Genomic DNA, 24098 nt, shown 5'->3' with positions numbered 1-24098 from the left:
ACGCGAGCGAGAGGGAGCCGGGCATGAGCGCACAGCCGATCGCGTACGGCGACCTGGACCACGAGGCCGCGCTGAAGTACGCCGTGCAGCTCGTCGACCACCGCCGGGCCCAGGTTGTCGAGGGACGGATCGTTCTGGCGTCACCGACCTGGGATCACGAACGCCTCGTCGCCCGGATCCGCCGGCAGCTCGACGCCCGGATCGACGAACTCGGCTGCGTCAGCGGGTCCGGCAACCTCGACCTGCCCGGGTCCCCGAACTGGTACCTGGCCGACATCGCCGTGGTCCCGGACGACCTCGCCGACGGGGCCGGCGCGCTCACCCCCGACCAGACCCTGCTGGTCGTCGGGGTCACCTCCGAGTCCAACGGCGACACCGACCGCGTCACCAAGCGCAAGCGCTACGCCCAGTACGGCGCGCCGCTCTACCTGCTCGCCGACCGGCAGAGCCGCGAGTGCACCCTGTTCTCCGAGCCGCACGACCTGGGCTACGCGGTGGTGGACGGCCCGCATCCGTTCGGCACGCCGATCCGCCTGCCGAAGCCGTTCGACCTGGTCCTGGACACCACGCGTTTCTGAGTGCGCTGTCGCGAGTCCGACGGCAGTGGCCACCCCTTGTTCGCACCGGCGAGGCCGATCGGGCAAGGTGGAGCCAGTAGGCAGCCCGACCGGGCGGCTGCCGGGGTGGCGGAGGAAGTGTCGTGTCCGAACGCAAGCCGGAGGGCGCACCGGCGCAGGAGGCGCCGCCCACCGAAGGGCTGCTCGGGCCGGATGTGCCGCCCATCGAACGGACCGTCAGCGTTCCGCACGCACCGGAGCCCGCGCAGACCGAGGGACTGCTCGGGCACACCGAGACGGCGGAGGCCGCCGTCCGGGCGCGGAACCCGCTCGCGCAGGACACCCTCACGCCCGAGGAGTGGAACGCGGCCGGGTACACCCCGGCGTACGGGCTGGACCTGACCGAGCTGCACAAGGGCGCGCCCGGTGACGCCCCCTGGCCGGACCGGATGCGTACCCTGCTGCGCACCCCCATGGCCGAGCGGCCCGCGTTCGAGCGGACCCCGCGCGAGCTGCACCCGGCCGCCGGGGCGCAGGCCCAGCGCAACGTGCCCCGGGTGCTGGACCTGTCGCTGCGGATCGGCGAGCTGCTGCTGGCCAGCGGCGAGGCCGCCGAGGACGTGGAGGCCGCGATGCTCGGCATCGCGCACGCCTACCGGCTCGACCACTGCGAACCGCAGGTCACCTTCACGCTGATCTCGATCTCCCACCAGCCTTCGCTGATCGACCCGCCGGTCACCGCGGACCGGGTGGTGCGCCGCCGCACCTCGGACTACACCCGGCTGGCCGCCGTGTACGAGCTGGTCGCGGACATCACGGCGGAGAAGGTCACCGTCAACGACGCCTACCGGCGCCTCGCCGGGATCCGCCGCAACCGGCACCCGTACCCGGCGTGGCTGCTGTCGCTGGCCACCGGGCTGCTGGCCGGCGCGGCGTCCTTCCTGGTCGGCGGGAAGCTCGACGGCAAGGCCTGGCTGGTGTTCGCGGCGGCCTTCGTCGCCGCCGTGGTCGGCGACCGGCTGGCCTCGTTCATCGCCCGCCGCGGGCTGCCGGAGTTCTACCAGTTCGTGATCGCCGCGATGCCCGCCGCGCTCTGCGGCATCCTGCTGTCCTTCAACGAGCTGCACCTGCGCGGCTCGGTGGTGATCACCGGTGGACTGTTCGCGCTGCTGCCCGGACGGGCCATGGTCGCCGCCGTGCAGGACGGCCTGACCGGTTTCTACATCACCGCCGCCGCCCGGCTGCTGGAAGTCGTGTACCTGGTCGCGGGCATCGTCATCGGCGTGATGCTGGTGCTGTACGTCGGCGTCAACTACAACGCCAAACTGCGGCCCGACGAGTCGATCGGCGGCACCAGCGCCTCCCCGCCGGTCCAGCTGATCGCCGCGATGGTGCTGGCGCTGGCCTTCGCGATGCTGCTGCAGACCGACCGGCGCTCGCTGCCGATGGTGGTGCTGAACGCCGGTATTGGCTGGTCCACGTACGGCGTGCTGGTCTACAACGCCGGGATCTCGGCGATCGTCGCGACCGGCCTGGCCGCCGGTCTGGTCGGCCTGTTCGGCCAGCTGCTGGCCCGCTTCGAGGCGTCCTCCGCGCTGCCGTACGTGACGGCCGCGATGGGCCCGCTGATGCCCGGTTCGGCGCTGTACCTGGGCATGCTGGCGTTCGCCCAGGGCCACCCGTCGAACGGGCTGGTGTCGGCGAGCCGGGCCGTGGCGCTCGCGATGGCGCTGGCCATCGGCGTCAACCTCGGTGGCGAGGTGGCCCGGCTGTTCCTGAAGAACCCGGGCGCCAGCGACCGCGAAGCCCCGCACCTGCTGATCCCGCGCCGGGCCGCGAAGCGCACCCGCGGCTTCTGACCCGGCCCGGCCGACCGTACCGAACCGAAGGCACCACCCGATGCTCAGTGCACTGCTCGACGGCTACCACCAGCACATCGTGGAGGCCCACAAGCAGCCGCTGTTCCTGCTGCTGGTCGGGTTCATCACCTCCTTCGTGTGCATCCGCTTCAGCACCCGGATGATCCGCGCCCAGGTCCGCTGGTGGCCCGGCAACATCACCCCCGGCGGGCTGCACATCCACCACATGGTGTTCGGCCTGGGCTTCCTGCTGCTCGGCGGCATCGGCGTGTTCGCCACCGGCGGCGGCCACCCGTGGATCGACTGGTTCGGCCTGTCCTTCGGCATCGGCTGCGGCCTGGTGCTGGACGAGTTCGCGCTGATCCTGCACCTGGACGACGTGTACTGGAGCGAACAGGGCCGCAAGTCCGTGGACGCGGTGATCCTCGGCATCCTGCTCACCGCGCTGCTGCTCACCGGGTACGTGCCGCTCGGCCTGGTGCCCGGGCAGAGCACCCGGTGGGGGGTGGTCGCGGTGATCGCGGGCAACGCGCTGATGAGCGTGGTCGCGCTGCTCAAGGGCAAGGTGTGGACGGGGCTGCTGGGCATCATGGTGCCCGGCCTGTCCTGGATCGGCGCGGTCCGGCTGGCCCGCCCGTCCAGCCCGTGGGCGCGCTGGCGGTACGTCGGCCGCCCCCGGCGGATGGCCCGGGCGAACCGGCGCGAACGGCGGCTGCACGCCCGCACGGACCGGGCGCGCACCTGGCTGTTCGACCTGATCGCCGGGGCGCCCGACAAGGTGCCGGCCGGGCACCCCAAGGCGCACGCGGTGGCCGAGCGGATGGCCGCCAAGGCGCTGGCCCACCGCGGCCAGCCGCGGCCGACGGGCGGGCGGCGGGCCGTTGCCGCGGCCACCGACCCGGCCCGCCGGGCCCGCGCCCAGCGCCGCCGCCGCACCGTCCGGGCCGGGCGGCCGCGCACCACCGCGACCGGCAAGCCGCCGCAGCGGGCACGCTGACGGACCACCGGATACCGGGCCCCGGGGACGCCGGCCGGTAGGGTTCGTGGGCGACCCACCCTCTTCGCGCAGGCACCGGTTCCGACAATCGGACATCTCACCCGGGTGGCTGCATTGCGGTGGCATCGACGCTCCGTCAGGTCTGAGAATCTGGCGGTGCGTGACCGAATTGTCACGTGATGGGACAGTCGGTCGATTCCTTTGGCCGATCACCAGAACGCGCCGAGGAAGGACCCTCATGCCCCGCAGGCTCCTCCCCGCCCTCCTCCTCGCCACCGCCGCACTGCTCACCCTGCTGCCCGCCGCGAGCGCCCCCGCCGCCCCCGTCCCCGCCGTCCGGCCCGCCGACGACCCCGACGACGAGGCGTACCCGTCCGCCGAGGACGTCGCCCGGGCCAAGGCCGAGGCCGACGGCAAGGCCGCCGACGCCACCGGCCTCGAAGCCCGGCTCGCCGCCGCCCGCTCCGAACTCGACCGGATCGGGCAGGCCGCCGAACAGGCCGTCGAGGCGTACAACGGCGCCCTCGCCCGGCTCGCCAAGGCCCAGCAGGCGGCAACGGCCGCCGCCGCCCGCGCCGCCATCGCGGAGGCCGCCCGGGCCCGGGCCGCCGACCGGGCCGCCGGGCTCGCCGCCGAGATGTACCGGCAGGGCGCCTCCCCCCAACTCGCCGCGCTGGACGCCTTGCTGGGCTCCCGCGGCCCGAGCGAACTGTCCGTCCAGGCCGCCGCGGTCGGCGTCGCCGGCGCCCAGACCCGGCAGATCCTCGACGACGCCACCAGCACCGCGAAGGCCGCCGCCCGCGCCGCCGCCGACACCCGCCGCGCCGAGACCGCCGCCCGCACCGCCGCCGACACCGTCCGCACCGCCAAGGACGCCGCCCAGCAGCGGCTCGCCGACCAGCAGCGCCAGGTCACCGAGATCGGCCAACGCCAGGACACCCTGCTCGCCGAACTCGCCGCCGCCCGCGACACCAGCGTCGACCTCGAACGCCAACGACAGGACGCGCTCGACGAGATCGCCCGGCGCGAGGCCGAGGAGGCCGCCCGCCAGGCCGAGACCGACCACGCCGGCGCCGGCCGGCTCCACCCCGCCCCCGAACGCGAACAGCCCTGGTCCGCCGAGGGCGCCGCGTCCGCCCTCGCCTTCGCCCGCTCCGTCATCGGCCTGCCCTACATCTGGGGCGGCGAAGGCCCCCAGGGCTACGACTGCTCCGGCCTGACCATGATGGCCTGGCGCCAGGGCGGCAAGAACCTCACCCACTTCGCCGCCGACCAGTACGCCGAATCCACCCCCGTCACCTACGACCGGCTCCGCCCCGGTGACCTGATCTTCTGGACCAGGACCGGCCGCGCCGCCGACATCTACCACGTCGCCATCTACCTCGGCGACGACCAGATGATCGAAGCCCCCCGCCCCGGCACCGCCATCAAGCAGGCCAGCCTCTGGATCATGGGACGCCCCGACTTCTACGCCCGTCCCTGACGCCCCGTCGGCATGCGGGCAGGGCGGGGCGGATGAGTCCGAACACCCCCCGTCCCCGGTGGGAACGGCGCACACTGAAGCCCTTCCACAGCCGACATGGAGATCCGGTGACTCTCGACATACAGGCGCTCGACCCGAACCACGCCAGTGAGCAGCAGCTGGCCGACTACCACGCGATGCGGGCCGCAGCCGTGGCAGTGGACTTCCCCGAGGACCCGCCGCTGACGTACGCGGCCGCGATCGGCCGCCTGCGCACACCGCCGGTCGAGGACGGACCGTGCCGCTTCTGGGTCGGCGACCTGGACGGACGCCTGGCCGGTTCGGTCCGGGTCTCGCTGCCCGAGTCCTCGAACACCGGGATCGCCCAGGTCGAGGTCCACGTGCACCCCGTACTGCGGCGCCGCGGCGTCGGCACCGCACTGCTCCGGGCCGCGATGCCCGCGGTGCTGGAATCCCGGCGGGCCACCGTCCTCGGACAGCCCATGAAGCCCGACTCCGCCGGGGCCCCGTGGGCGGCCGGCCTCGGGTTCGAGGTGACACACAGCATGGTGATGCAGGTCCTGCGCCTCGCCACGACCCCCGCGCAGCTGTGGGAGGTGCCCGTCCCGACCGGCTACCGCCTGGCCCAATGGACGGGAACGACCCCCGAGCCGCTCATCGACTCCTACGCCGTGGCGCGGCAGGCCATCGAGGACGCCCCGACCGGCGAATCGAGCTACCGGGCGACCCGCTGGACCCCGGCCCGGATCCGCGAGACCGACCGCGAACTGGCGGACGCCGGTGCGGAGCAGCGGGTCGTCATCGCCATCGACGACACCACGGACCAGGTCGCCGGAGTCCACGTCGTCCACAACTACCCGCACCGCCGCGAGATCGGCTACATCCACGACACTTCCGTGCTGGCCGCACACCGCGGCCACCGGCTCGGCGCGGCGATGAAGGCCGCCATGGCGCGTCGACTCGCCGACGAGCGACCGGACCTGGACATCGTCTGCACCACCACCGCGACCACCAACACCCACATGATCGGCATCAATCACGCACTCGGCTACCACACCGCCAGGACGATGAACTGGGTCGAGACCACCACGGCGAAGCTCGCCGAGCGACTCGCCGCCATCGACTGAAGCCGCCGCGCTCAGCGGTGATGCACGGGGGCCGCCTCGTCCGCCCGGAGTCAATTGACCGGCGCGTACTGCCGCTTGAGCGCGTTGCCGGCGCGGGTGAGACCGGCCTCCAGTTCCCCGTTGTGCGTCTCGGGGACGAGGCCGTGGAGCCGGACCGGCGAGGCGGGCGCGGTGACGGGCAGCAGAGTCATGACGGCGTTGTTCCGGGCGTCACGGACAGGTGCTGACGCGCCGTCGGCGACTGGCCGGAAAACCGGATGACGCGGTTCGGGGCCCGTCATACCGTGGCCGGATGGGCAACGACACGCAGCAGCCTCGCGCCGACCAGGGCGTCGAGATCCGGCCGATCACCCGTGACGAACTCGCCGTGTGGGACCGGGCGGTAGCCCGCGGCTTCCTGCGGCCGCACGTCGCCCCGGCGAAGGAGTGGCGGGAGGTGCTGTTCGAGCCGGGGCGGATGCAGGGCGCGTTCGACCACACCGACCCGACGCCGGACGGGCCGCGCTGCGTGGCCACCTTCCGCAGCTTCGACACCGAACTGACCGTCCCCGGCGGTGCCCGGCTGACGGTGGACGCGATCACCGCCGTCACCGTCAACTCCACCCACCGCCGGCGCGGGCTGCTCAGCGGCATGATGCGCCACGACCTGGCCGCCGCCCGCGAGCGCGGCCTGTCCGCGGCGATCCTGATCGCCGCCGAGTACAACATCTACGGCCGCTTCGGCTTCGGCCCGGCCACCTACGCCAGCGGCTGGCGGGTGGACGTGCTGCGGGCCGGCGGCCTGCGGGCCGGGCTGCCCGTGCACGAGGGGCACCGGATCGACTTCGTCACGCTGGAGGAGGTCCGCAAGCTCGGCCCGGAGCTCTACGAGCGCTGGCGGCTCACCCAGCCCGGCGCGATCGGCCGCCCGGAGCACTGGTGGCGGCTGCGCACCGGCGACATCGAACTGCCCGGCTTCGAGTGGAAGGAGGGCTTCACCGCCCTCCACCGCACCGCCGACGGCGCCGTCACCGGGCTGATCAACTACACCGTCGACGAGAAGTTCGACGGCGCCTACCCCAACTGCCCGCTGAACGTCCGGGACTTCCTGGCGCTCGACCAGCAGACCGCCAACGCGCTCTGGGAGTTCGCGTTCTCGGTCGACTGGGTGCGCCACGTGATCGTTGACGGCCTGCGGCCCGACGACCCGCTGCCGCTGCTGCTGAACGACCCGCGCGCCGCCGTCCCGCACGAGGAGGACTCCGACTTCACCTGGCTGCGCCTGCTCGACCTGCCCGCCGCGTTCGCCGCCCGCCAGTACACCGCTCCCGGCCGCCTGGTGCTGGACGTCACCGACCCCGAGGGCTGGACGGCCGGCCGCTGGGCGCTGGAGACGGTCGCCGACGGCACCGGCCGGATCGCCCCCACCGAGGACGCGGCGGACCTCGCCCTCGGCGTCGGCGCGCTCGGCACCCTCTACCTGGGCGCCGACACCGCCACCCGCCTGGCCGCGGCCGCCGTGGTCACCGAACTCACCCCCGGGGCCGCCACGTTGGCCGACACCCTGCTCCGTCCCGCCCGCACCCCCTGGAACCCCGACAGTTTCTGACGAATCCTCAGGCAGCGGGCGGCTTGACGGCGGTCTTTCCTATGGTGGGCAGGATGAAGTCCTGAATGAGCCCCTTGGCGTCCCGGACGATCGGTCGGAATATCCGATAGCGCGACAGGTTGATCAACCGGGCCGCCATGGGGGTGGACCGCCGGACGAACTCGCGGGTGCGCTCGGTGTCCTCGGTGCGGTCGAAGACCCAGTAGAGGACGACGACCATCAGGTGCAACCACAGGACGTCGGGCAGGAGTTCGACCAGCTCGGCGTCCAGCTTGGGGGCCAGCTCGGAACCCTGAAGGACATCGCGGAACAGCTCCACCGCGGTGGCCCGGGCCGGGTGCGACTCGTTGGAGAACGGGCTGAGCGAGCTGGTCGGGTCGGCGGCCGTGCGGAAGAACTGCGCGGAGAACTCGTGGTACGGGGCGGCGGTGTCGAGCCAGGACTCCAGCGCGATCTGCAGCCGCTCGGCGAAATCCCGCGTATTGGCCATGCGATTCCTGGCGTCCGCCGCATGGTCATAGGTCATCCGGTCGTAGAACCCTTGAATCAGGAATTCCTTCGCCGAAAAATAATAGTAAGCATTCCCGACGGAGACGCCTGCCTCAGTGGCAATGGCGCGCATGGTGGTCTTCTCGTAGCCGCGCTCCTGGAAGAGCCGCATCGCGGTCTCCAGGATCAGGGCCCGGGTGGCCTCGCTCTTGTCTGTCTTCGGCTGGGCCCGGCCGCCCGGAAGTTCACCGCCGGACACGGTGGTGCCCGGCTCGTTCCGGTCGCTCGCGTTTTCCGGTTCCACAGGGCCCCGCTGGGGCCGTTCCCGGTCGTTCTCTGGCACCTTCGCCCCGCCTGCCGTTCGCTTCGCCCCAGTCGCCTGCGGACCAGTCACCTGTGGAACCGAGCCTAGCCCGGACCCGGACAACTCCGGACCGGGAGGGCGAAACGCCGCCCGGCGGGCAGCCCCGGTGCCCCCCGGCACCGGGCGCGTCATCTCCCCGCTCCGGCCATCCCCTCCTCGGCCGGGGCGCGCAGTTTCGAACGCGTTCAAAACTGTTCGGGACGACTCTAGGGCACCGGCTGAACGCGTTCAACCCTCGGTGTGTGGAAGGCTGGTGACATGCCCGCCACCCTGCGCGAAGGCGGCGCACCCGACGCCGCCGCCGTCGCCGCCCTGCTCACCGCCAGCCGCCGCAGCGCCTACGCCGGACTCGTCCCGGACGCGGCGCTCGCCGCCGACAGCTCGCAGCAAGTCCTGTGGGAACTGCGGCTGAGCGCGGACTACGGCCCGCCCGCCGACACCCCCACCCTGCTGCTCGCCGAAGACCCCGACGGCACCCTGGCCGGCTTCGCCTACCTGGTGCCCGACGGCGCCGTCGTCCGCCTGGAACAGCTGCACGTCCGCCCCGACCGCACCGGCACCGGCCTCGGCACCCGCCTGCTGCACGCGGCACTCGCCCGCCACCCGGACCGGCCCGTCCGCCTCGACGTGCTGGCCGCGAACCGCCGCGCGATCCGCTTCTACGAGCGCCACGGCGCGAGCCGCGTCGGGCACGGTGTCGCGCATTTCCCGGACGGGACGGTGCTGCCGGAGTACGAGTACGGCTGGCGGTAGTCGGGGCCTGCGGTCGCGCCCCCGTCAGGACTTTCGGATCGCGGCGGGCAGGGCTGCCAGCAGGGCAAGTGTCGCCGCGGCGAGCGGCAGGAGGTACCCGGTGCCGGGGGCGGTGTGCTGGGCGACGGCGCCGCCGAGTGTCGCGCCGGTGGAGATGCCGATCAGGATCGCGGAGACGGCCAGGGCCATGGCCTCGTTCAGGCGGTGTGCGGGGAGAAGCTCCTGAACCATCGTCATGCCGGTGATCATGGTCGGTGCGGTGCCCGAACCGGCGGCCAGTAGCGCCGCGCCCAGGAGTGTCACGCCCGCCCCGGCCCGGCCGGCCGTGAGCGGGAGCAGCATCAGGGCGGCCATCGCGCCCGCGCCGAAGGCGAGTCGCACTGCGGCCGGGCGTCGCGGGCGGATCGTGCCGAACGCCAGCCCGGAGGCGCAGGATCCGGCCGCGACCAGCGCCAGCAGCACGCCGCCGGCCGACTGCCGGCCGAGCGCGTCGGTGTAGGCGAGGGTGGTGACCTCCAGTGAGCCGAACAGCACGCCGGCCGCCAGGAAGCCGGCCAGCAGCGGGAGGAAGCCGCGGGTGCGGATCAACCCCCTTGGGGTGGTGGCGTGTTGGGCGACTTCGGGCAGTGGCGGTTCGGTGCCGCGCTGGGCGGCGAACAGCAGGGTGCCGACGGTGCCCAGGGCCCAGGCGGCGAGCAGCCCGGCTTCGGGGGCGAGCGCCGTGCACAGGGCCATGCCGAGGACCGGTCCGGCCATGAAGCACAGCTCGTCCAGCGACTGTTCGAGCGCGTTGGCCCGGTGCAGCACGGCGGCGTCGGCGCGGTGCAGGTGTGCCCAGCGGGCCCGGGCCATGCCGCCCAGGTTGGGGCTGGTGCCGGACAGCGCCCAGCACAGGAAGAGCGTCCAGTCGGGTGCGCCGGAGCGGACGCAGAGCAGCAGCGCGCCCGTCGGAAGTGCGGTGGCGAGGACGGCGGGGACGGCGACCCGGGCCTGTCCGAGCCGGTCGACCAGCCGCCCGAGCGGCGGCAGCAGTGCTGCCCCGGCCAGCACTCCGACCGCCGAGACCGCGCCGGCCAGCGCGTACGAGCCGCGACGGTCGGCGATCAGCACCACGACGGAGACGCCGTACATCGCCAGGGCGAGCCGGCCGAGCAGACCGGCCAGGGTGAACGTGAGACTGCCCGGCACGGCGAACACCGGGCGGTAGCGGGCGAGTGGCAGGGACAACGCACAACTCCGGGGAAGAAGAGGGGGATTGCTCCACCCTCGGGCCGGGCCCGGGGCGCCGTCCAACACTTAATCCGTCCGATCCACCGGATCCTGTTGTTAATCTCCCGCCGTGCCCCGTGACGTCCACCCCCGCCTGCTGCGCAGCTTCGCCGCCGTCGCCGAGACCCTCCACTTCGGCCGCGCCGCCGAACGCCTGCACCTGGCCCAGCAGGCCGTCAGCCGGGACGTGCAGGCGCTGGAGCGGGAGCTCGGCTGTGCGCTGTTCCAACGTTCCACCCGCAGCGTCGAGTTGACCGAAACGGGGGCGGCGCTGCTGCCGAAGGCCCGCCAACTGCTGGAACTCCAGGGCGAGATCACCGCTCTCGGCGACACCCGGACGCTGCTGGTGGACGTCAACAGCCCCGGCGGCGACCGCGAACTCACCGCCGAGCGGGTTCTCGCCGCCGCCCGCCGGCGCCGTCCGGAGGCCGAGCTGCTGGCCCGCTACTGCGGTGGACTCACCGCTGCCGCACGGGAGTTGGCGGCGCACCGGCTGGACGCCTCGTTCGGGCGGTACGCCGGACTGCCGGCCGCCGTGCGGTCCCGGCTGGCGCACCTGCCGGTGCGGCTGGAGCCGATGGCGGTGTTCCTGCCGCTCGGCCATCCGCTGGCCGCGCTGCCCGCCGTGCCGCTGGCCGCGCTGGCCGGGCATCCGGTGGACGTGTTCGCGGGGCAGCCGGACACCGCCGAGTGGACCGACCTGGGCCTGCGGCTGCTCGCCGAGCACGGCCTGGCCGCCGCACCCGGCCGTACTCCGCCGGTCGGTGCCGCCGAGTTCGCCCGCTACCTGACCCGGCACGGCAACCCGATCCTCACCACCACGGACGGGCCGGACATCCCTGGTGGGGTGGCGCGGCCACTGGTCGATCCGGTGCCGCTCAGCCTGGTCGGCCTGGTGCACCGGCCCGAACCGCGCCACCCCGGGCTGGCCGTACTGCGCGAATCGGCAGCCGAACTCGCCGCCGCGGAAGGCTGGTTGGCGAGGCCGCCGGGAAGCTGGCTGCCGGCCGAGGATGCCGCGCTGCTGCGGTAGTGCAGGCCGCGGAAGCGGCTGCGGAAAGCGCCGCAGAAACGGCGGCGCCCCCGCCGTGGGGGACGGCAGGGGCGGTACCGGGGGCCGCGGGGCGGCCGGGACAGGCGGTCTCAGGAGGCTCGCACGGCGGAGATGTCCAGCGTCAGCTTGACCTTCTCGCCGATCAGCACGCCGCCGGTCTCCAGCGCGGCGTTGTAGGTCAGGCCCCAGTCGGTGCGGTCCACGGAGGTGCCGCCCTCGAAGCCGACCCGGTTGGCGCCGTAGATGTCGGTGGCCGCGCCGGTGAACTCCAGGTCGAGGATGACCGGGCGGCTGGTGCCCTTGATGGTCAGGTTGCCGTGCATCCGGTAGGTGTCGCCGTGGATGCGCTCGGCGGAGGTCGACTTGAAGGTGATCTCCGGGAAGGTGGCGGCGTCGAAGAAGTCGCCGGTGCGCAGGTGCTCGTCGCGCTGGGCCTGGTTGGTGTGGATCGAGGCGACCTTGATCACCAGGTCGGCGCGGGAGTTGGCCGGGTGGGCGCCGTCCAGGTGCAGCTTGCCCTCGTACTCGGTGAACTCGCCGCGGACGTTGGTGACCATCGCGTGGCGGACCGCGAAGCCGATCTTCGAGTGGGTGGAGTCGATCGTGTAGTCGCCGGTGAGGTGCGCCAGGTCCGGGCCCTGGACGGCGGCCGGGGCGAGGGTGGCGGTGTTCTTGTTGCGGTTGAAGATGCCCATGGCTTCTCTCCTTCGGGAGGGTCGAAGCCGTTTGTTGAGGCTTCAACTTGTTGATGGCTCCACCATAGCCCGACCTGGTTCAACTTTCAACCATGAAGTCCAAATTTGAACCATCCGAGTGGAACCCATGGTTTTCCCCAGCCTGTGGAGGGCGGTGGAAAACCGGATGCGCCGGGCGGATCCGGCGGTTCACACTGGCCGCCGACCCCCCGTTACTCCCCGAGGAGACTCGTGCAGTCAGCCGTCACCGTGTCGCCGTCCCAGGTCCCCGAGCTGCTGCTCGGACTCGCCACCGTGCGGCCGGTGTTCCTGTGGGGAGCACCCGGTATCGGCAAGTCCTCGCTGGTCAACCAGTTCGCCGAGTCGCTCGGCCTGGAGTGCGTCTCGCTGCTCGGCACCCAGCTCGCCCCCGAGGACCTGATCGGCGTCCCGCAGATCACCCCCGAGGGCCGGTCCCGGTTCTGCCCGCCCGAGATCATCGCCCGCGACCAGCCCTACTGCCTGTTCCTGGACGAGCTCAACGCCGCCACACCGGACGTGCAGAAAGCCTTCTACTCGCTGATCCTGGACCGCCGGATCGGGAACTACGAGCTCCCGGCCGGCTCCATCGTGATCGGCGCCGGCAACCGCGCCACCGACGGCGCCCTCGCCCGCCCGATGCCGTCCGCGCTGCTCAACCGCCTGGTCCACGTCCACCTGCGGGCCAGCTCCGACGACTGGCTCGGCTGGGCCGGCGCCCACGGCATCCACCCGTGGATCACCGACCACCTCACCGACCGGCCCGACCACCTGTGGTCCAACCCGCCCAAGACCGAGGAACCGTTCTCGACCCCGCGCGCCTGGCACATGCTCTCCGACGCGCTGCACTCCTTCGGCACCGGCCTGGACGAGGAGACCCTCAAGGTCCTCGCACACGGACTGCTCACCCCCGCGCACGCCGTCGCCTTCTGCGGCTACGTGAAGATCGTCCGCAACGCGTACGGGCTGGAGGCCATCCTCAAGGGCGACGCCTCCTGGCCGAAGCGGGTCGAGGACCGCGACCTGCTCTACTACCTCGCCGACTCCTTCCGTGGCCGACTGGTCAAGGAACTGCCCGCCCGCAAGGAACACGCCTCGCCGACCGTCCGCCAGCACGCCTACCGCTCCAAGTCACTGCTGGTGCAACTCGCCGAGATCTCCGTCGAAGTCGCCCAGACCGTCATCGCCGACGGCCCCGACGGCAACCCCGTGCTGCCGTCCTGGTTCCTCATCGAAGCCGCCCGCGACCTTCCCCGCCTGGTCGAGGCCCGCCGGTGAGCACCCGCCGCCCCGCCGACAAACCCGAACAGGACCCGGCCAAGGCCGCGTTCGCCGCCGGACTCGCCACGGTCAAGGCCAACCCGGCACTCCGCGCTGTCCCCGCCACCCTCTGCACCCTCGAGCCGGAACACTGCGACCTGCACCCCGCCACCGGCTGGGCCGTCGTCACCTCCAACGGCACCGTGCACGCCCACCGCACCCGCCGCGCCGAACCCGAGGAATGGGCCTGGGCCCTCGCCCACGCCCTGCTCCACCTCGGCTTCGGCCACCTCCCCGCCGCCCGCGGCCCCCGCACCCAGCCCGACGCGCCCGAACTCGCCGCCCGCTGCACCGTCGTCAACCGCTACCTCGCCAACTTCCACATCGGCCGCGCCCCCGACGACCTGCCCGCCGCCTGGCCCGGCGGCGACGAGGAGACACTCGCCGCCCGCTGGCGCCGCGACGGCATCCCCGCCGAATACCGGGCCTGCGGCACCGGCGGCGACCGGCCCGACCAACTCCTGCGCGCCTGGTACTCGACCGACGACCCCGAGGACTGGACGCTCGCCTTCGCCCACGCCCTCACCCGCACCGTCTCCGCCGCGATGGACCTCGCCGCCGGCCGCCGCGAACACCTCGGCGGGCCCCGCCTCCCGCAGGGACCGTGGGAACGGGCGCTCAGCTGGTTCGTGGCCAACTACCCGCTGCTCGGCGGCCTCGCCGCCGGTCTCACCCTGGTCGCCGACGCCGAACTCGCCCGCGCCCACGGCATCTCGATCGCCGCCGTCAACGCCGACGCCGGCGAGATCTACCTCAACCCGCTGCGCCGCCAGACCGACGAGGAATGGCGCTTCATCCTCGCCCACGAAATGCTGCACGCCGCCCTCCGCCACGGCGACCGGGCCGGCGGCCGCGACCCCTACCTCTTCAACATCGCCGCCGACTACGTCATCAACGGCTGGCTGCTCGAAATGGGCGTCGGCGACATGCCCGAAGGACTGCTCCACGACCCCGAGTTGAAGGGCCTCTCGGCAGAAGAGGTCTACGACCGGATCGTCCGCGACCAGCGCCGCATGCGCCGCCTCGCCACCCTGCGCGGCAAGGGCCTCGGCGACATCCTCGGCGAACCCCTGCCCCGGCCCGGCCACGGCGGCTACGTCGACCTGGACGAGTTCTACCGGCGCGGCCTGCTCCAGGGCTTCGACCTGCACACCCGCGAACGCGGCCTGCTCCCCGCCGGACTGGTCGAGGAAATCCGCGCCCTCGCCCACCCGCCACTGCCCTGGGACGCACAACTCGCCCGCTGGTTCGACGAGTTCGTCCCCCGACCGGAACCCCTCCGCTCCTACGCGAGACCGTCCCGACGGCAGTCCGCCAGCCCCGACATCCCCCGGGCCGGCCGCTACCACCCGCCCGAGGAGACCCCGCGCTGCACCTTCGGCGTCGTCCTCGACACCTCCGGCTCCATGAGCCGCACCCTCCTCGGCAAGGCCCTCGGCGCGATTGCCTCCTATGCCGCCGCCCGCGACGTCCCCGCCGCCCGCCTCATCTGCTGCGACGCCGCCCCGCACGACTCCGGCTACCTCCCCGTCGCCGAACTCGCCTCACGCGTACGGCTCCACGGCCGCGGCGGGACGGTACTCCAGCCCGGCATCGACCTGCTCACCCGGGCGCCGGACTTTCCGCCGACTGCGCCGGTGCTGATCATCACGGACGCCGAGTGCGACGTGCTGCGGGTGCCCCGACGGGAGCACGCGTACCTGATTCCGCGAGGGGCGACGTTGCCGTTCACGCCGCGAGGGCCCGTGTTCTATGTGGCTTAGCGGGCGCGAAAACAGGGGCGCGGGGAACTGCGCGACAAGCGCACGCCACGTCCGCAAGGTCGCGATCACGTGCAAGTCATTGCCCTGCATCGCGATCTTGCCGACGGGTGCGTTCCCCTTCGCGCAGTTCCCCGCGCCCCTGGTGGCACTCCCAGCGCCTATCGTGGAAGGCCCTGCCCACCTCTCGCCCCGGAGGCCCCGTCCCGATGTACGTCCTGCACGCGCTCTGGCGGGCCGACGGCCGCCTCGCGGTGTGGGCGGAGGATGCGGCGGCGTTCACGGGGCGGGCCGTACAAGGGTCGCGGCACCCGTACGCGTGCTCGGCAGGCGAGGCCGCGGGGCTGCTCGCGGCTACCGGTGCGGGGCCCGCGTGGCTCGCGGAGCGGGGGGCCGAGCGGTGGGTGAGTCTGCGGTTGCCGACGTTGGGCTCGCGGCCGACGCCGTCGCCGGATCTGCCGGTGGGGTCGACCGCGAAGGGGCTGGTGCTGCAGGCGTGGCGGGTGCCGGCGTTGGTGTTCGAGCGGGCCGAGGCGGCGCAGCTGCTGGGTGAGCTGTTCGATCCGTACTGGCCGGGGACGACCGTCGAGCTGCCCGGTGGGCGGGCGGCGGAGCTTGCGTACGGGGCGTCGTTGCGGTGGTTGACGGCGGTGCACGACCTGGCGTGGCGGCTGGTCGGGCGGGGGCGGGTGCTGCCCGCGCTGGTGGAGGAGGCGGACGGGTGGGCGGCGCGCTGGCGTCCCGCGCTCGATGGTCCGGCCCGCCGCGAGAGCAGCGGCCTGGCGGCGGGTTGCCCGCCGATCGCCCGCGCGGAGGACGGCGCCGAGCGCACCGGTGCGGCCCTGTTCACCGCCGTCCTGGACGCCCTCACCGACCACGAGACCCGCACCGCGCTCGAGGCACCGCCGGCAGCCGCGGCGCCGCAGGACTGGCTGGAAGCCCTCCGCAGCGCCGACCCCCGCCTCCCTGCCGCGCCCGACTCCGACGTCGCGGAGCGCCTCGCGGCGTGGAGCGCGGGGACGGAGCCCGCCGGTGAAGTCCGGCTCGCGTTCCGGCTGGCGGAGCCGCTGGGCAGTGCGCCGGACAACCCGGATGCGGAAGTCCCGGACGAGAACTGGCGGCTGGACGTGCTGGCCGGCCCGTCGGACCGGCCTTCGCTGCTGCTGCCCGCGGCCGAACTCTGGTCGGACGGGCCGGGGTTGGCGGCGTTGGGCCGCACTCTCGGCGACCCGGTGGAGGCGTACCTCGCCGAACTGGACCGCGCCGCCCGACTCTGCCCGGACCTGCGCGCGGCCCTGCACCGCACCCGGCCCACCGGCGTCGATCTGGACCGGGCCGGCGCGCTCGCGTTCCTGCGCGGCACCGCTCCGTTGCTGACCGCCGCCGGGTACGGCGTGCTGCTGCCCGCGTGGTGGCGCCGGCGGCCGCGTCTCGGCCTGGCGGCAAGCGCGCACAGCGGTCCGGCGTCCGGTGCGGTGAAGCGTGCGGCGCAGGCCGACCGGGACGCCGTGGTGGACTTCCGCTGGCAGCTCGCGGTGGGCGAACAGCCGCTCACCCAGGAGGAGTTGGACGAGCTGGCCGGCGCCCAGCAGGGCCTGGTCCGGCTGCGCGGCCAGTGGGTGGAGGTGGACGCGGCCCAACTCGCCGCCGCCCTGCGGTTCCTGGCCGCCCGCCGGGACGATCCGCAACTGGACGCCGCGACGCTGCTGCGGCTCGCCCTGGACGACGGCGCGGTGGTCGACGGCCTGCCGGTCACCGTGGTGCACGCCGACGGCCCGCTCGGCGACCTGCTCGCGGGCCGCCTCGGCCGGCTCCCCGGCGCTCACCGCACCCCGCCCCCGCCCGGCTTCGCCGGTGCTCTGCGCCCGTACCAGGAACGGGGGTTGGCCTGGCTGGACGCCCTCGGCAGGCTCGGGCTGGGCGCGGTGCTGGCCGACGACATGGGCCTCGGCAAGACCGTCCAGACGCTCGCCCTGCTGGCCCTGGAGCACGCCCGCGGCGCCCGCGGCCCCGTCCTGCTGGTCTGCCCGACCTCGCTGGTCGGCAACTGGCAGCGCGAGGCGGCCCGGTTCGCGCCCGCCCTGCGCGTCCAGCTGCACCACGGCCCCGACCGCACCGCCCCCGATCCGGCCGCCGACCTGGTGATCACCACCTACGGGGTGCTCCAGCGCGACGCCGCGGCACTGCGCGCGATCCGCTGGCGGCGGGTGGTCGCGGACGAGGCCCAGCACATCAAGAACCGCTCCGCCCGGCAGTCCCGGGCGATCCGCTCGCTGCGCTCCGGCCCGCGGATCGCGCTCACCGGCACGCCGGTGGAGAACCGCCTCGCCGAACTGCACACCGTCCTGGACTTCGCCAACCCCGGCCTGTTCGGCACGGCCGAGTCGTTCAAGGAGCGCTACGCCGTCCCGGTCGAGCAGTCCGGCAACCGGGAGGTCGCCGCCCAGCTCCAGCGGCTCACCGGCCCGTTCCTGCTGCGCCGCCTGAAGAGCGACCCCGAGATCGGCGAACAGCTGCCCGCCAAGCAGGAGTTCACCGTCCGCTGCAACCTGACGCCGGAGCAGGCCGGGCTCTACCAGGCGGTGGTCGCCGAACTGCTGCGCCGCCTGAGCGGGGTGCGCGGGGTGGAGCGCAAGGGCGCGGTGCTGGCGGCCCTCGGCCGGCTCAAGCAGGTCTGCAACCATCCGGCCCAACTCCTGCACGACAACTCGCCGTTGGGCGGACGCTCGGGCAAGGTCGAGCGGCTGGTCGCGCTGCTCCGGGAGGCCCTGGCGGAGGGCGACCGGACGCTGGTGTTCACCCAGTACGCCGAGTTCGGAGCGCTGCTCCAGCCGCACCTGCGCCACCGGCTCGGCACCCAGGTGCTCCACCTGCACGGTGGGCTGTCCGCGCCGCGCCGCCAGGAACTCGTCGACCGTTTTCAATCCCCGGACGGGCCAGGAGTGTTCGTGCTGTCGCTGAAGGCGGGCGGGACGGGGCTCAACCTGACCGCCGCCAACCAGGTGATCCACCTCGACCGCTGGTGGAACCCCGCCGTCGAGGACCAGGCCACCGACCGCGCCCACCGGATCGGCCAGCACCGCGAGGTCCAGGTCCGCCGCCTGGTCTGCGTCGGCACCGTGGAGGAGCGGATCGCCGAACTCCTCCAGGCCAAACGCGAGTTGGCGGACGCCGTGGTCGGCGCCGGCGAACAGTGGCTGACCGAACTGCCCACCGAGCAGCTGCGCGAACTGCTCACCCTGTCCGCCGACGCCGTGGGGGAGTGACCGCCATGACCAAACGCCCCGATTCCGACCGCCCCGATTCCGACCGCCCCCTCGACCAGTGCCTGGACGCCTTCTGGCAGGGCGAGTTCACCCTCCACCCGCTCGACGCGCCGCCCGAACGCCCCGACCCGGCCCTCGACCACCTCGGCCCGAGCGGCCTGACCGTCCGTGGCCGCGACCTCGCCGAACTGCTGGCCCCCGACTACCGCCGCCTGGTGGACGGCAGTTGAGGTGCTATCCCAGGAACTCTCCCACCAGTCGGGCGAATTCGGCCGGCTTCTCGACCCAGGGCCGGTGCCCCACGCCCTCCAGCACCTCCAGCCGGGCCCCCGGATGGAGCGCGGCCGCCAGTCGGGCCGGAACGGTGCCGATCATCCCGTCCAACTGCCCCGCCACCACCAGCACCGGCACGGCGACGGGTGCGGCCTCGCCCGCGCCCGCGTAGAACGCCGCCCGCATCCACAGCGCGATCGGCACCAGCTCCGGATCGAAGGACGCGGCGCGCGCCCGGTCGTCCCAACTGCCCCAGAAGAACGGGGTGATGCGTGCGGTCAGCTCCGCCGGATCGCCCTGCCCGGCGGCCAGCAGCGCCGCCGCCCGCGCCGCGTCCGGGTACCAGGGCTGGTCGGCGCGGGCGGACCGGAGCGCCGCCAGCTCCGCCTCGTCCGGCTCGCGCGAGCCCCGCCCGACCGGCGTCACCAGCACCAACGACCGCACCCGGTGCGGGAATTCGGCGGCGTAGCGCTGGGCGGTGAGGGCGCCTGCGGAGTGGCCGAGCAGGTCGAAGGAGTCGAGCCCGAGGTGCTCGCGCAGCGCCTCCAGGTCCTTCACCTGCTCGGTGAACGAGCAACTCGCCCGGTCGGCGGGCTCGGCGGAGCGGCCACTGCCGCGCGGGTCGAGCCGGATCAGCCGCCGGTGCGCGTCCAGGCCGCCGAGGTCGCCCAGGTAGCGGGCGTCCGCGCCCGGGCCGCCCGGGATCGCCAACAGTGGGGCGCCGTCGCCGAGTTGCTCGTAGTGCAGGGCCGTTCCGTCGTAGGCCTGAAAGGTCGTCATGCGGCGGATCGTGCCACGCGTCGGACCGGGCCCGCCCGGAATTCCGCGCCTCGGTCAGATCAGCCCGTGACCGCGTAGCGCCGCCCGCAGCCCTGCCGCACCCAGATAGTGGTGGCCGTGCATCCCGAGCGCCTCGGCGGCGGCCACATTCCCGGCGCTGTCGTCCACGAACAAGCAGGCTGTGACCGGCATTTGGGCCCACTCGGCCGCTGCCAGGTAGACCCGCTCGTCAGGCTTGGCGACCCCCAGGCGCGCGGTATTGACCACCGCGTCGAAGACGGCGTCCAACCCGAGCGCAGCCAGGTCGGCTTCCAGCCGGGTGGTCCCGTTGGAGACCAGCACCACCGGCACGCTCCGGCGGACCTCGCCGAGCAACCCCAACACCTCCGCATCCACCCGGGACGCCTGCCGCCCCCAACCCGCAACCACCTCGCGCGCCCGCGCCGCCGACCCGCACACCACGCCAAGATCCTCCGCCACGGCGCCCCGCCACTGCTCATCGGTGACCAGCCCGGTGACAGCAGGCACCAGCCGCTCCGCCCGGAACGCCGCCCCCGCGACGGTGCCCGGCGGCAGCCCGTGCGCCGCGTCCACCTCGGCCAGGTCGGCCCAGATCCGCAGCACCCCGTCCAGATCGCACAGCACGGCGCCGATCGTTCGTTCCGCCATCACGCCACCCCTCAACCCTCGGTCCGCGCGCGGACGTTACCCGACCGGCCGGACACCGTGGCGCGTGCGTCCGCTAGCAATGTGCTTGCAATAGCAAGCAGGCGGGTGCAGACTGACGGTATGGCATCACTGAACGTGGGCTCGCTCGGCGAGTACATCCGGGAGCAGCGGCGGAACGCGCAGTACTCACTGCGGCAGTTGGCCGAGGTCGCCGGGGTGTCCAACCCGTACCTGAGCCAGATCGAGCGCGGGCTGCGCAAGCCCAGCGCGGAGATCCTTCAGCAGATCGCCAAGGCATTGCGGATCTCGGCGGAGACGCTGTACGTACAGGCCGGGATTCTGGAGGAGCGGGACGAGCAGGGGCCGGGGCTGCGGGCCGCGATCCTCGCCGACCCGCAGATCAACGAGCGGCAGAAGCAGGCCCTGCTGGCGGTGTACGAGGCCTTCCTCAAGGAGAACCAGGCCGCCCGCCCGGCCGCCGCCCACCCGACCGACCCCGCGTGACCCGACCCCGCGTGACCCGACCGCACGGGCGCACCCGACCTGAAGGACTCGACATGCCGATCAGCGACGAACTCAAGAAGACCCTCACCGACCCCACCCCGCTGTACGCACTGGCCGGCGCCGGCGACCTGGCCTACGAGAAGCTGCGCGAGGTCCCCGGCCAGCTGGAGGCGCTCGCCGCCGACCGCAAGGGCACCCAGGACAAGGCCACCGCCGCCCTGCAGGACGCCGGCACCAAGCTGGTCGAGGCGCAGGCGAAGGTCACCGAGGCGGTCAACGCGCTGCCCACCGACGTGAAGGAACTCCAGGCCAAGGCGCAGGAGTTCGCGATGCAGCAGGTCGGCCGGGCGCTGGAGTTCGCGGTCAAGGCCAAGGAGGTCTACGACGAGCTCGCGGTCCGCGGCCGCACCGTGGTGGACGCCGCCAACACCCGCGGGCAGGACGACGCCCCGGTCGTCGAGGCCGACGTCGAGGAGGTCGTGCTGGCCGAGGTCGTGGTGGACGAGCCCGCCGTCGAGTCGAAGCCCGAGGCGAAGAAGCCCGCCCGCGCCCGGAAGACCACCGCCGCCAACGGCTCCGAGTGACCGGCGCCGCGTGACAGGTGCGGGGAACGGCACACCGCCGAGGGCCGTTGATCCGGGCAGTGTCCGTGCCAGGATGGAAGAGAGAGAGTGAGGAGCACCAGGTGCAGATCCTGCATTACAACCTCCTGAACCCGTTCTGGTGGCTGGCCACGGCGATCATCGGCTACAAGATCTTCGCGTTCGTGGACGCCGCGATCCGCCGCGACGACGCGTACCGCGCCGCCGACAAGAAGACCAAGGGGTTCTGGCTGGTCGTGCTCGGCCTGGCCCTGGGCGCGGACCTGCTGTTCGGCGCCAACCCGGTGTCAGGCCTGCTGACGCTGGCCGGCCTGGTCGCGGCGATCGTCTACGTGGTGGACGTCCGCCCCGCGATCAAGCTGCTCACCGACGGCCGCGGCCGGGGCCGCAACGCCGGGCCCTACGGCCCCTGGTGAGACACCCGCACGAACGGAAGGGGCGGCCCCGCACGGGGCCGCCCCTTCTGCGTGTTCGGCGGGCCGTCAGCCCATGATCACCGGGACGGGGTTGCGCTCCAGCAGCAGCACCGCGACATCATCGGTCAGCGCCCCGCCGTTCAGCTCCTCGACCTCGGCGATCGCCGAGTCCACCAGCCGGCCCCGGGTCAGCCCGGCGGCCTGGTGGTCGGCGATCAGCTCGATCAGGCCCTCCTGGCCCAGCCGCGGCGAACCCGCCCCGACCTTCCCCTCGACCAGCCCGTCGGTGTACAGCAGCAGCCGCCAGCCCGGGCCCAGCTCCAACCGCAGGGCCGGCCAGCTGGACAGGGTGGCGTCGCACGGCAGCAGGCCCAGCGCCGGGCCGGCCTGCTCGGACGGCAGCAGCACGGGGACGGCGTCCGGCCCGAGCAGCAGCGGTGCGGGGTGCCCGGCCAGGAACAGCTCGGCGGACTCCGGCGCGCCGTCCGCGCGGGGCGCGTCCAGCACCACCATGCAGAGCGTCGCGAAGATCTCGTCGCTGCGCCGCTCGTGCTCCAGCACGTGCTGAAGCGTGGTCAGCAGGTGCTGGCCGCTGAGCCCGGCGAACACCAGGGTCCGCCACGCTATCCGCAGCGCCACGCCGAGGGCGGCCTCGTCGGGACCGTGGCCGCAGACGTCGCCGATGACCACGTGCACCCGGCCGTCCTTGGTGCGGACGGCGTCGTAGAAGTCGCCGCCGAGCAGGGCGCGGCGGCGGCCCGGCCGGTAGCGGCGGGTGAAGGCCAGTCCGGCGCCGTCGAGCAGCGGGGTGGGCAGCAGGTGGCGCTGCAGACGGGCGTTCTCCTGGCCGCGGATCTCGGCCTCCACCAGGCGGCGCTGCGACTCGTCGGCGCGCTTGCGTTCCACCGCGTAGCGCAGCGCGCGGGCCAGCAGCGGTCCGGCGGTGTCCTGCCGGAGCAGGAAGTCCTGGGCGCCGGCGGCCACCGCGGCCGCGCCGAGTTCGGCGCCGGCGGTGTCGGTGAGCACCACCACGGCGGTGTGCGGGGCGCGCTGCAGCAGTTCGCGCAGTGCGTCCAGGCCGTCGCCGTCGGACGGCCGTTCGGTGGGTGCGCCGAGGTCGAGCAGCACGCACTGGAAGTCGGGGTACCGGGCGCCGCGCCGGCCGTTGCCGGGCAGTGGTGGCAGCAGGGCCAGTGCTTCGTGGATGCCGTCCACCCGGTGCAGTTCGGCGTGCGCGCCGAGCTCCTCGGCCAGCGACTCGAACAGCCGGTGCTCCGGCCCGTCGCCCTCGATCACCAGCACCCGGAAGTCCGCGGCCGCGGCCCGGGCCGGCTCGCCGCCGCCCTGCGCGGTGCCACGCGGATGCGGTATCGGCGCGGACCCGGTGGCCCGGGTGCGGCGCTGCGGCGTGCCGCGCCGGCTCTGACTGCGCTCGGCGGCCCCCGCGTCGTTGGTCGCGTCGGGTGCCCGCCCGTCTCCCGTAGCGGGCATCGGTCGGTCCTTCCTTTCCCCGACAGGCCAACGGCCGGTGTCCGTCCACGGTGCCCGTGTGGCACCGGGCATCGGGGAGCTTCCCGCGACCATAACGTGATCTCCGAGGATTTCTTTGCCTGAGCGGCGCCGATGTGGTTATTGCCACGCTTCCGGTGGCCTTGTTCCGTAGGGTTTCCGCCACCACAGAACCGGAGTTGACGGGAGTTGAGCAGCGGTGACGCGGATCACGCTGGTGCAGGGTGACATCACGGATCAGCGGGTGGACGCGGTGGTGAACGCCGCCAACAGTTCACTGCTGGGCGGCGGCGGGGTGGACGGGGCGATCCATCGCAGGGGCGGGCCGGAGATCCTCGCCGAGTGCCGGAAGCTGCGCGCCTCGCACTACGGAAAGGGCCTGGCGACCGGACGGGCGGTGGCGACCACGGCGGGCCGGCTCCCGGCGCGCTGGGTGGTGCACACGGTGGGGCCGGTGTTCCGGGCGGAGGACCGCGAGCAGCGCACCGAGCTGCTGGCCTCGTGCTATCGGGAATCCCTTCGGGTGGCGACGGAACTGGGGGCGCGGACGGTGGCCTTCCCGGCGATCTCCGCCGGGATCTTCGGCTGGCCGCTCGACGATGCCGCTCGGATCGCCCTGACGACCGTGGCCGAGCAGGAGCCCGACCTGGACGAGGTGCGTTTCGTGCTGTTCGGGGCCGAGACGTACGAGGTGTTCGCGCGAGTGCGGGACGAGCTGGTGGGGTAGTTCGGAGCAGGGGGCGCTG

The 24098-nt window shown here is 73.4% G+C and carries 23 protein-coding genes; 16 read left to right on the top strand and 7 right to left on the bottom strand.

What is annotated here, in order from left to right:
* Positions 1-23 precede the first annotated feature (23 nt).
* The 5 genes from ACIHEI_RS21015 to ACIHEI_RS20995 all read left to right on the top strand — a co-directional run bounded on the left by ACIHEI_RS21015 (position 24) and on the right by ACIHEI_RS20995 (position 6023).
* Positions 24-578: a Uma2 family endonuclease gene (locus ACIHEI_RS21015; protein WP_396607661.1), complete on the top strand. Its 555-nt coding sequence runs from the start codon at positions 24-26 to the stop codon at positions 576-578.
* Positions 579-700: 122 nt separating this feature from the next.
* Positions 701-2416 (top strand): threonine/serine exporter ThrE family protein, encoded by a 1716-nt coding sequence (locus ACIHEI_RS21010; RefSeq protein WP_387643896.1) that lies wholly within the window; start codon positions 701-703, stop codon positions 2414-2416.
* A 40-nt stretch (positions 2417-2456) separates the two neighbouring features.
* On the top strand, positions 2457-3413 hold the full coding sequence (locus tag ACIHEI_RS21005; RefSeq protein WP_392949912.1) for a hypothetical protein: 957 nt from the start codon (positions 2457-2459) through the stop codon (positions 3411-3413).
* Positions 3414-3651: 238 nt separating this feature from the next.
* Positions 3652-4896, top strand: coding sequence for a C40 family peptidase (locus ACIHEI_RS21000; protein WP_396607660.1), 1245 nt, complete (start codon positions 3652-3654; stop codon positions 4894-4896).
* Positions 4897-5003: 107 nt separating this feature from the next.
* The gene (locus ACIHEI_RS20995; protein WP_396607659.1) at positions 5004-6023 is read left to right on the top strand and encodes a GNAT family N-acetyltransferase; all 1020 of its coding nucleotides are present in this window, start codon (positions 5004-5006) and stop codon (positions 6021-6023) included.
* A 50-nt stretch (positions 6024-6073) separates the two neighbouring features.
* Here the strand turns inward: ACIHEI_RS20995 and ACIHEI_RS20990 are convergent, their stop codons facing one another.
* Positions 6074-6214 carry a hypothetical protein gene (locus ACIHEI_RS20990; protein ID WP_396607658.1) on the bottom strand — a complete coding sequence of 47 codons (141 nt, stop codon included), beginning with the start codon at positions 6212-6214 and terminating at the stop codon, positions 6074-6076.
* A 101-nt stretch (positions 6215-6315) separates the two neighbouring features.
* Between ACIHEI_RS20990 and ACIHEI_RS20985 the strand changes: the two genes are divergently transcribed.
* The gene (locus ACIHEI_RS20985) at positions 6316-7611 is read left to right on the top strand and encodes a GNAT family N-acetyltransferase (RefSeq protein WP_396607657.1); all 1296 of its coding nucleotides are present in this window, start codon (positions 6316-6318) and stop codon (positions 7609-7611) included.
* A gap of 7 nt (positions 7612-7618) precedes the next feature.
* Here ACIHEI_RS20985 and ACIHEI_RS20980 read toward each other — a convergent pair whose 3' ends face one another.
* A complete protein-coding gene (locus ACIHEI_RS20980; protein ID WP_396607656.1) occupies positions 7619-8404 on the bottom strand; it encodes a TetR family transcriptional regulator in 786 nt (261 codons plus the stop codon).
* Between the two features lie 318 nt (positions 8405-8722).
* Here ACIHEI_RS20980 and ACIHEI_RS20975 point away from each other — a divergent pair, with 318 nt between their 5' ends.
* The gene (locus tag ACIHEI_RS20975; RefSeq protein ID WP_396607655.1) at positions 8723-9217 is read left to right on the top strand and encodes a GNAT family N-acetyltransferase; all 495 of its coding nucleotides are present in this window, start codon (positions 8723-8725) and stop codon (positions 9215-9217) included.
* A 24-nt stretch (positions 9218-9241) separates the two neighbouring features.
* Here the strand turns inward: ACIHEI_RS20975 and ACIHEI_RS20970 are convergent, their stop codons facing one another.
* On the bottom strand, positions 9242-10444 hold the full coding sequence (locus ACIHEI_RS20970; protein WP_396607654.1) for an MFS transporter: 1203 nt from the start codon (positions 10442-10444) through the stop codon (positions 9242-9244).
* A 112-nt stretch (positions 10445-10556) separates the two neighbouring features.
* Here ACIHEI_RS20970 and ACIHEI_RS20965 point away from each other — a divergent pair, with 112 nt between their 5' ends.
* Positions 10557-11519, top strand: a complete 963-nt coding sequence (locus ACIHEI_RS20965) for a LysR family transcriptional regulator (protein WP_396607653.1) — start codon at positions 10557-10559, stop codon at positions 11517-11519.
* Positions 11520-11629: 110 nt separating this feature from the next.
* Here the strand turns inward: ACIHEI_RS20965 and ACIHEI_RS20960 are convergent, their stop codons facing one another.
* Positions 11630-12235, bottom strand: a complete 606-nt coding sequence (locus ACIHEI_RS20960) for a YceI family protein (RefSeq protein ID WP_396607652.1) — start codon at positions 12233-12235, stop codon at positions 11630-11632.
* 231 nt (positions 12236-12466) lie between these two features.
* Here ACIHEI_RS20960 and ACIHEI_RS20955 point away from each other — a divergent pair, with 231 nt between their 5' ends.
* The 4 genes from ACIHEI_RS20955 (at position 12467) to ACIHEI_RS20940 (ending at position 18829) form a co-directional block, all read left to right on the top strand.
* A complete protein-coding gene (locus ACIHEI_RS20955; RefSeq protein WP_387643928.1) occupies positions 12467-13531 on the top strand; it encodes an ATP-binding protein in 1065 nt (354 codons plus the stop codon).
* Complete coding sequence (locus tag ACIHEI_RS20950) at positions 13528-15336, top strand: hypothetical protein (protein WP_396607651.1); 1809 nt, start codon at positions 13528-13530, stop codon at positions 15334-15336. Before ACIHEI_RS20955 ends, ACIHEI_RS20950 begins: the two co-directional genes overlap by 4 nt.
* A gap of 206 nt (positions 15337-15542) precedes the next feature.
* Entirely contained in the window at positions 15543-18599 is a 3057-nt protein-coding gene (locus ACIHEI_RS20945; protein WP_396607650.1) for a DEAD/DEAH box helicase, read from the top strand.
* Between the two features lie 5 nt (positions 18600-18604).
* Positions 18605-18829 (top strand): hypothetical protein, encoded by a 225-nt coding sequence (locus tag ACIHEI_RS20940; RefSeq protein ID WP_396607649.1) that lies wholly within the window; start codon positions 18605-18607, stop codon positions 18827-18829.
* A 4-nt stretch (positions 18830-18833) separates the two neighbouring features.
* On the opposite strand, the gene ACIHEI_RS20935 is transcribed toward ACIHEI_RS20940, so the two are convergent.
* Complete coding sequence (locus tag ACIHEI_RS20935) at positions 18834-19652, bottom strand: alpha/beta fold hydrolase (RefSeq protein WP_396607648.1); 819 nt, start codon at positions 19650-19652, stop codon at positions 18834-18836.
* A gap of 54 nt (positions 19653-19706) precedes the next feature.
* Complete coding sequence (locus ACIHEI_RS20930) at positions 19707-20321, bottom strand: HAD-IA family hydrolase (protein ID WP_396607647.1); 615 nt, start codon at positions 20319-20321, stop codon at positions 19707-19709.
* Positions 20322-20441: 120 nt separating this feature from the next.
* Between ACIHEI_RS20930 and ACIHEI_RS20925 the strand changes: the two genes are divergently transcribed.
* The 3 genes from ACIHEI_RS20925 (at position 20442) to ACIHEI_RS20915 (ending at position 21843) form a co-directional block, all read left to right on the top strand.
* On the top strand, positions 20442-20825 hold the full coding sequence (locus tag ACIHEI_RS20925; protein ID WP_387643943.1) for a helix-turn-helix domain-containing protein: 384 nt from the start codon (positions 20442-20444) through the stop codon (positions 20823-20825).
* Between the two features lie 53 nt (positions 20826-20878).
* On the top strand, positions 20879-21409 hold the full coding sequence (locus ACIHEI_RS20920; RefSeq protein ID WP_387860964.1) for a hypothetical protein: 531 nt from the start codon (positions 20879-20881) through the stop codon (positions 21407-21409).
* Between the two features lie 107 nt (positions 21410-21516).
* On the top strand, positions 21517-21843 hold the full coding sequence (locus tag ACIHEI_RS20915; RefSeq protein ID WP_387644959.1) for a DUF2516 family protein: 327 nt from the start codon (positions 21517-21519) through the stop codon (positions 21841-21843).
* A gap of 66 nt (positions 21844-21909) precedes the next feature.
* Here the strand turns inward: ACIHEI_RS20915 and ACIHEI_RS20910 are convergent, their stop codons facing one another.
* Entirely contained in the window at positions 21910-23334 is a 1425-nt protein-coding gene (locus ACIHEI_RS20910) for a PP2C family protein-serine/threonine phosphatase (protein WP_396607646.1), read from the bottom strand.
* 217 nt (positions 23335-23551) lie between these two features.
* On the opposite strand from ACIHEI_RS20910, the gene ACIHEI_RS20905 reads away from it, so the two are divergent.
* Positions 23552-24079: an O-acetyl-ADP-ribose deacetylase gene (locus tag ACIHEI_RS20905; protein WP_387643951.1), complete on the top strand. Its 528-nt coding sequence runs from the start codon at positions 23552-23554 to the stop codon at positions 24077-24079.
* The last annotated feature ends 19 nt before the right edge of the window (positions 24080-24098 follow it).

It is taken from the genome of Kitasatospora sp. NPDC051984, from assembly GCF_044593455.1.
Lineage (GTDB): Bacteria > Actinomycetota > Actinomycetes > Streptomycetales > Streptomycetaceae > Kitasatospora.
This window is presented reverse-complemented; position numbering and strand designations above follow the sequence as displayed.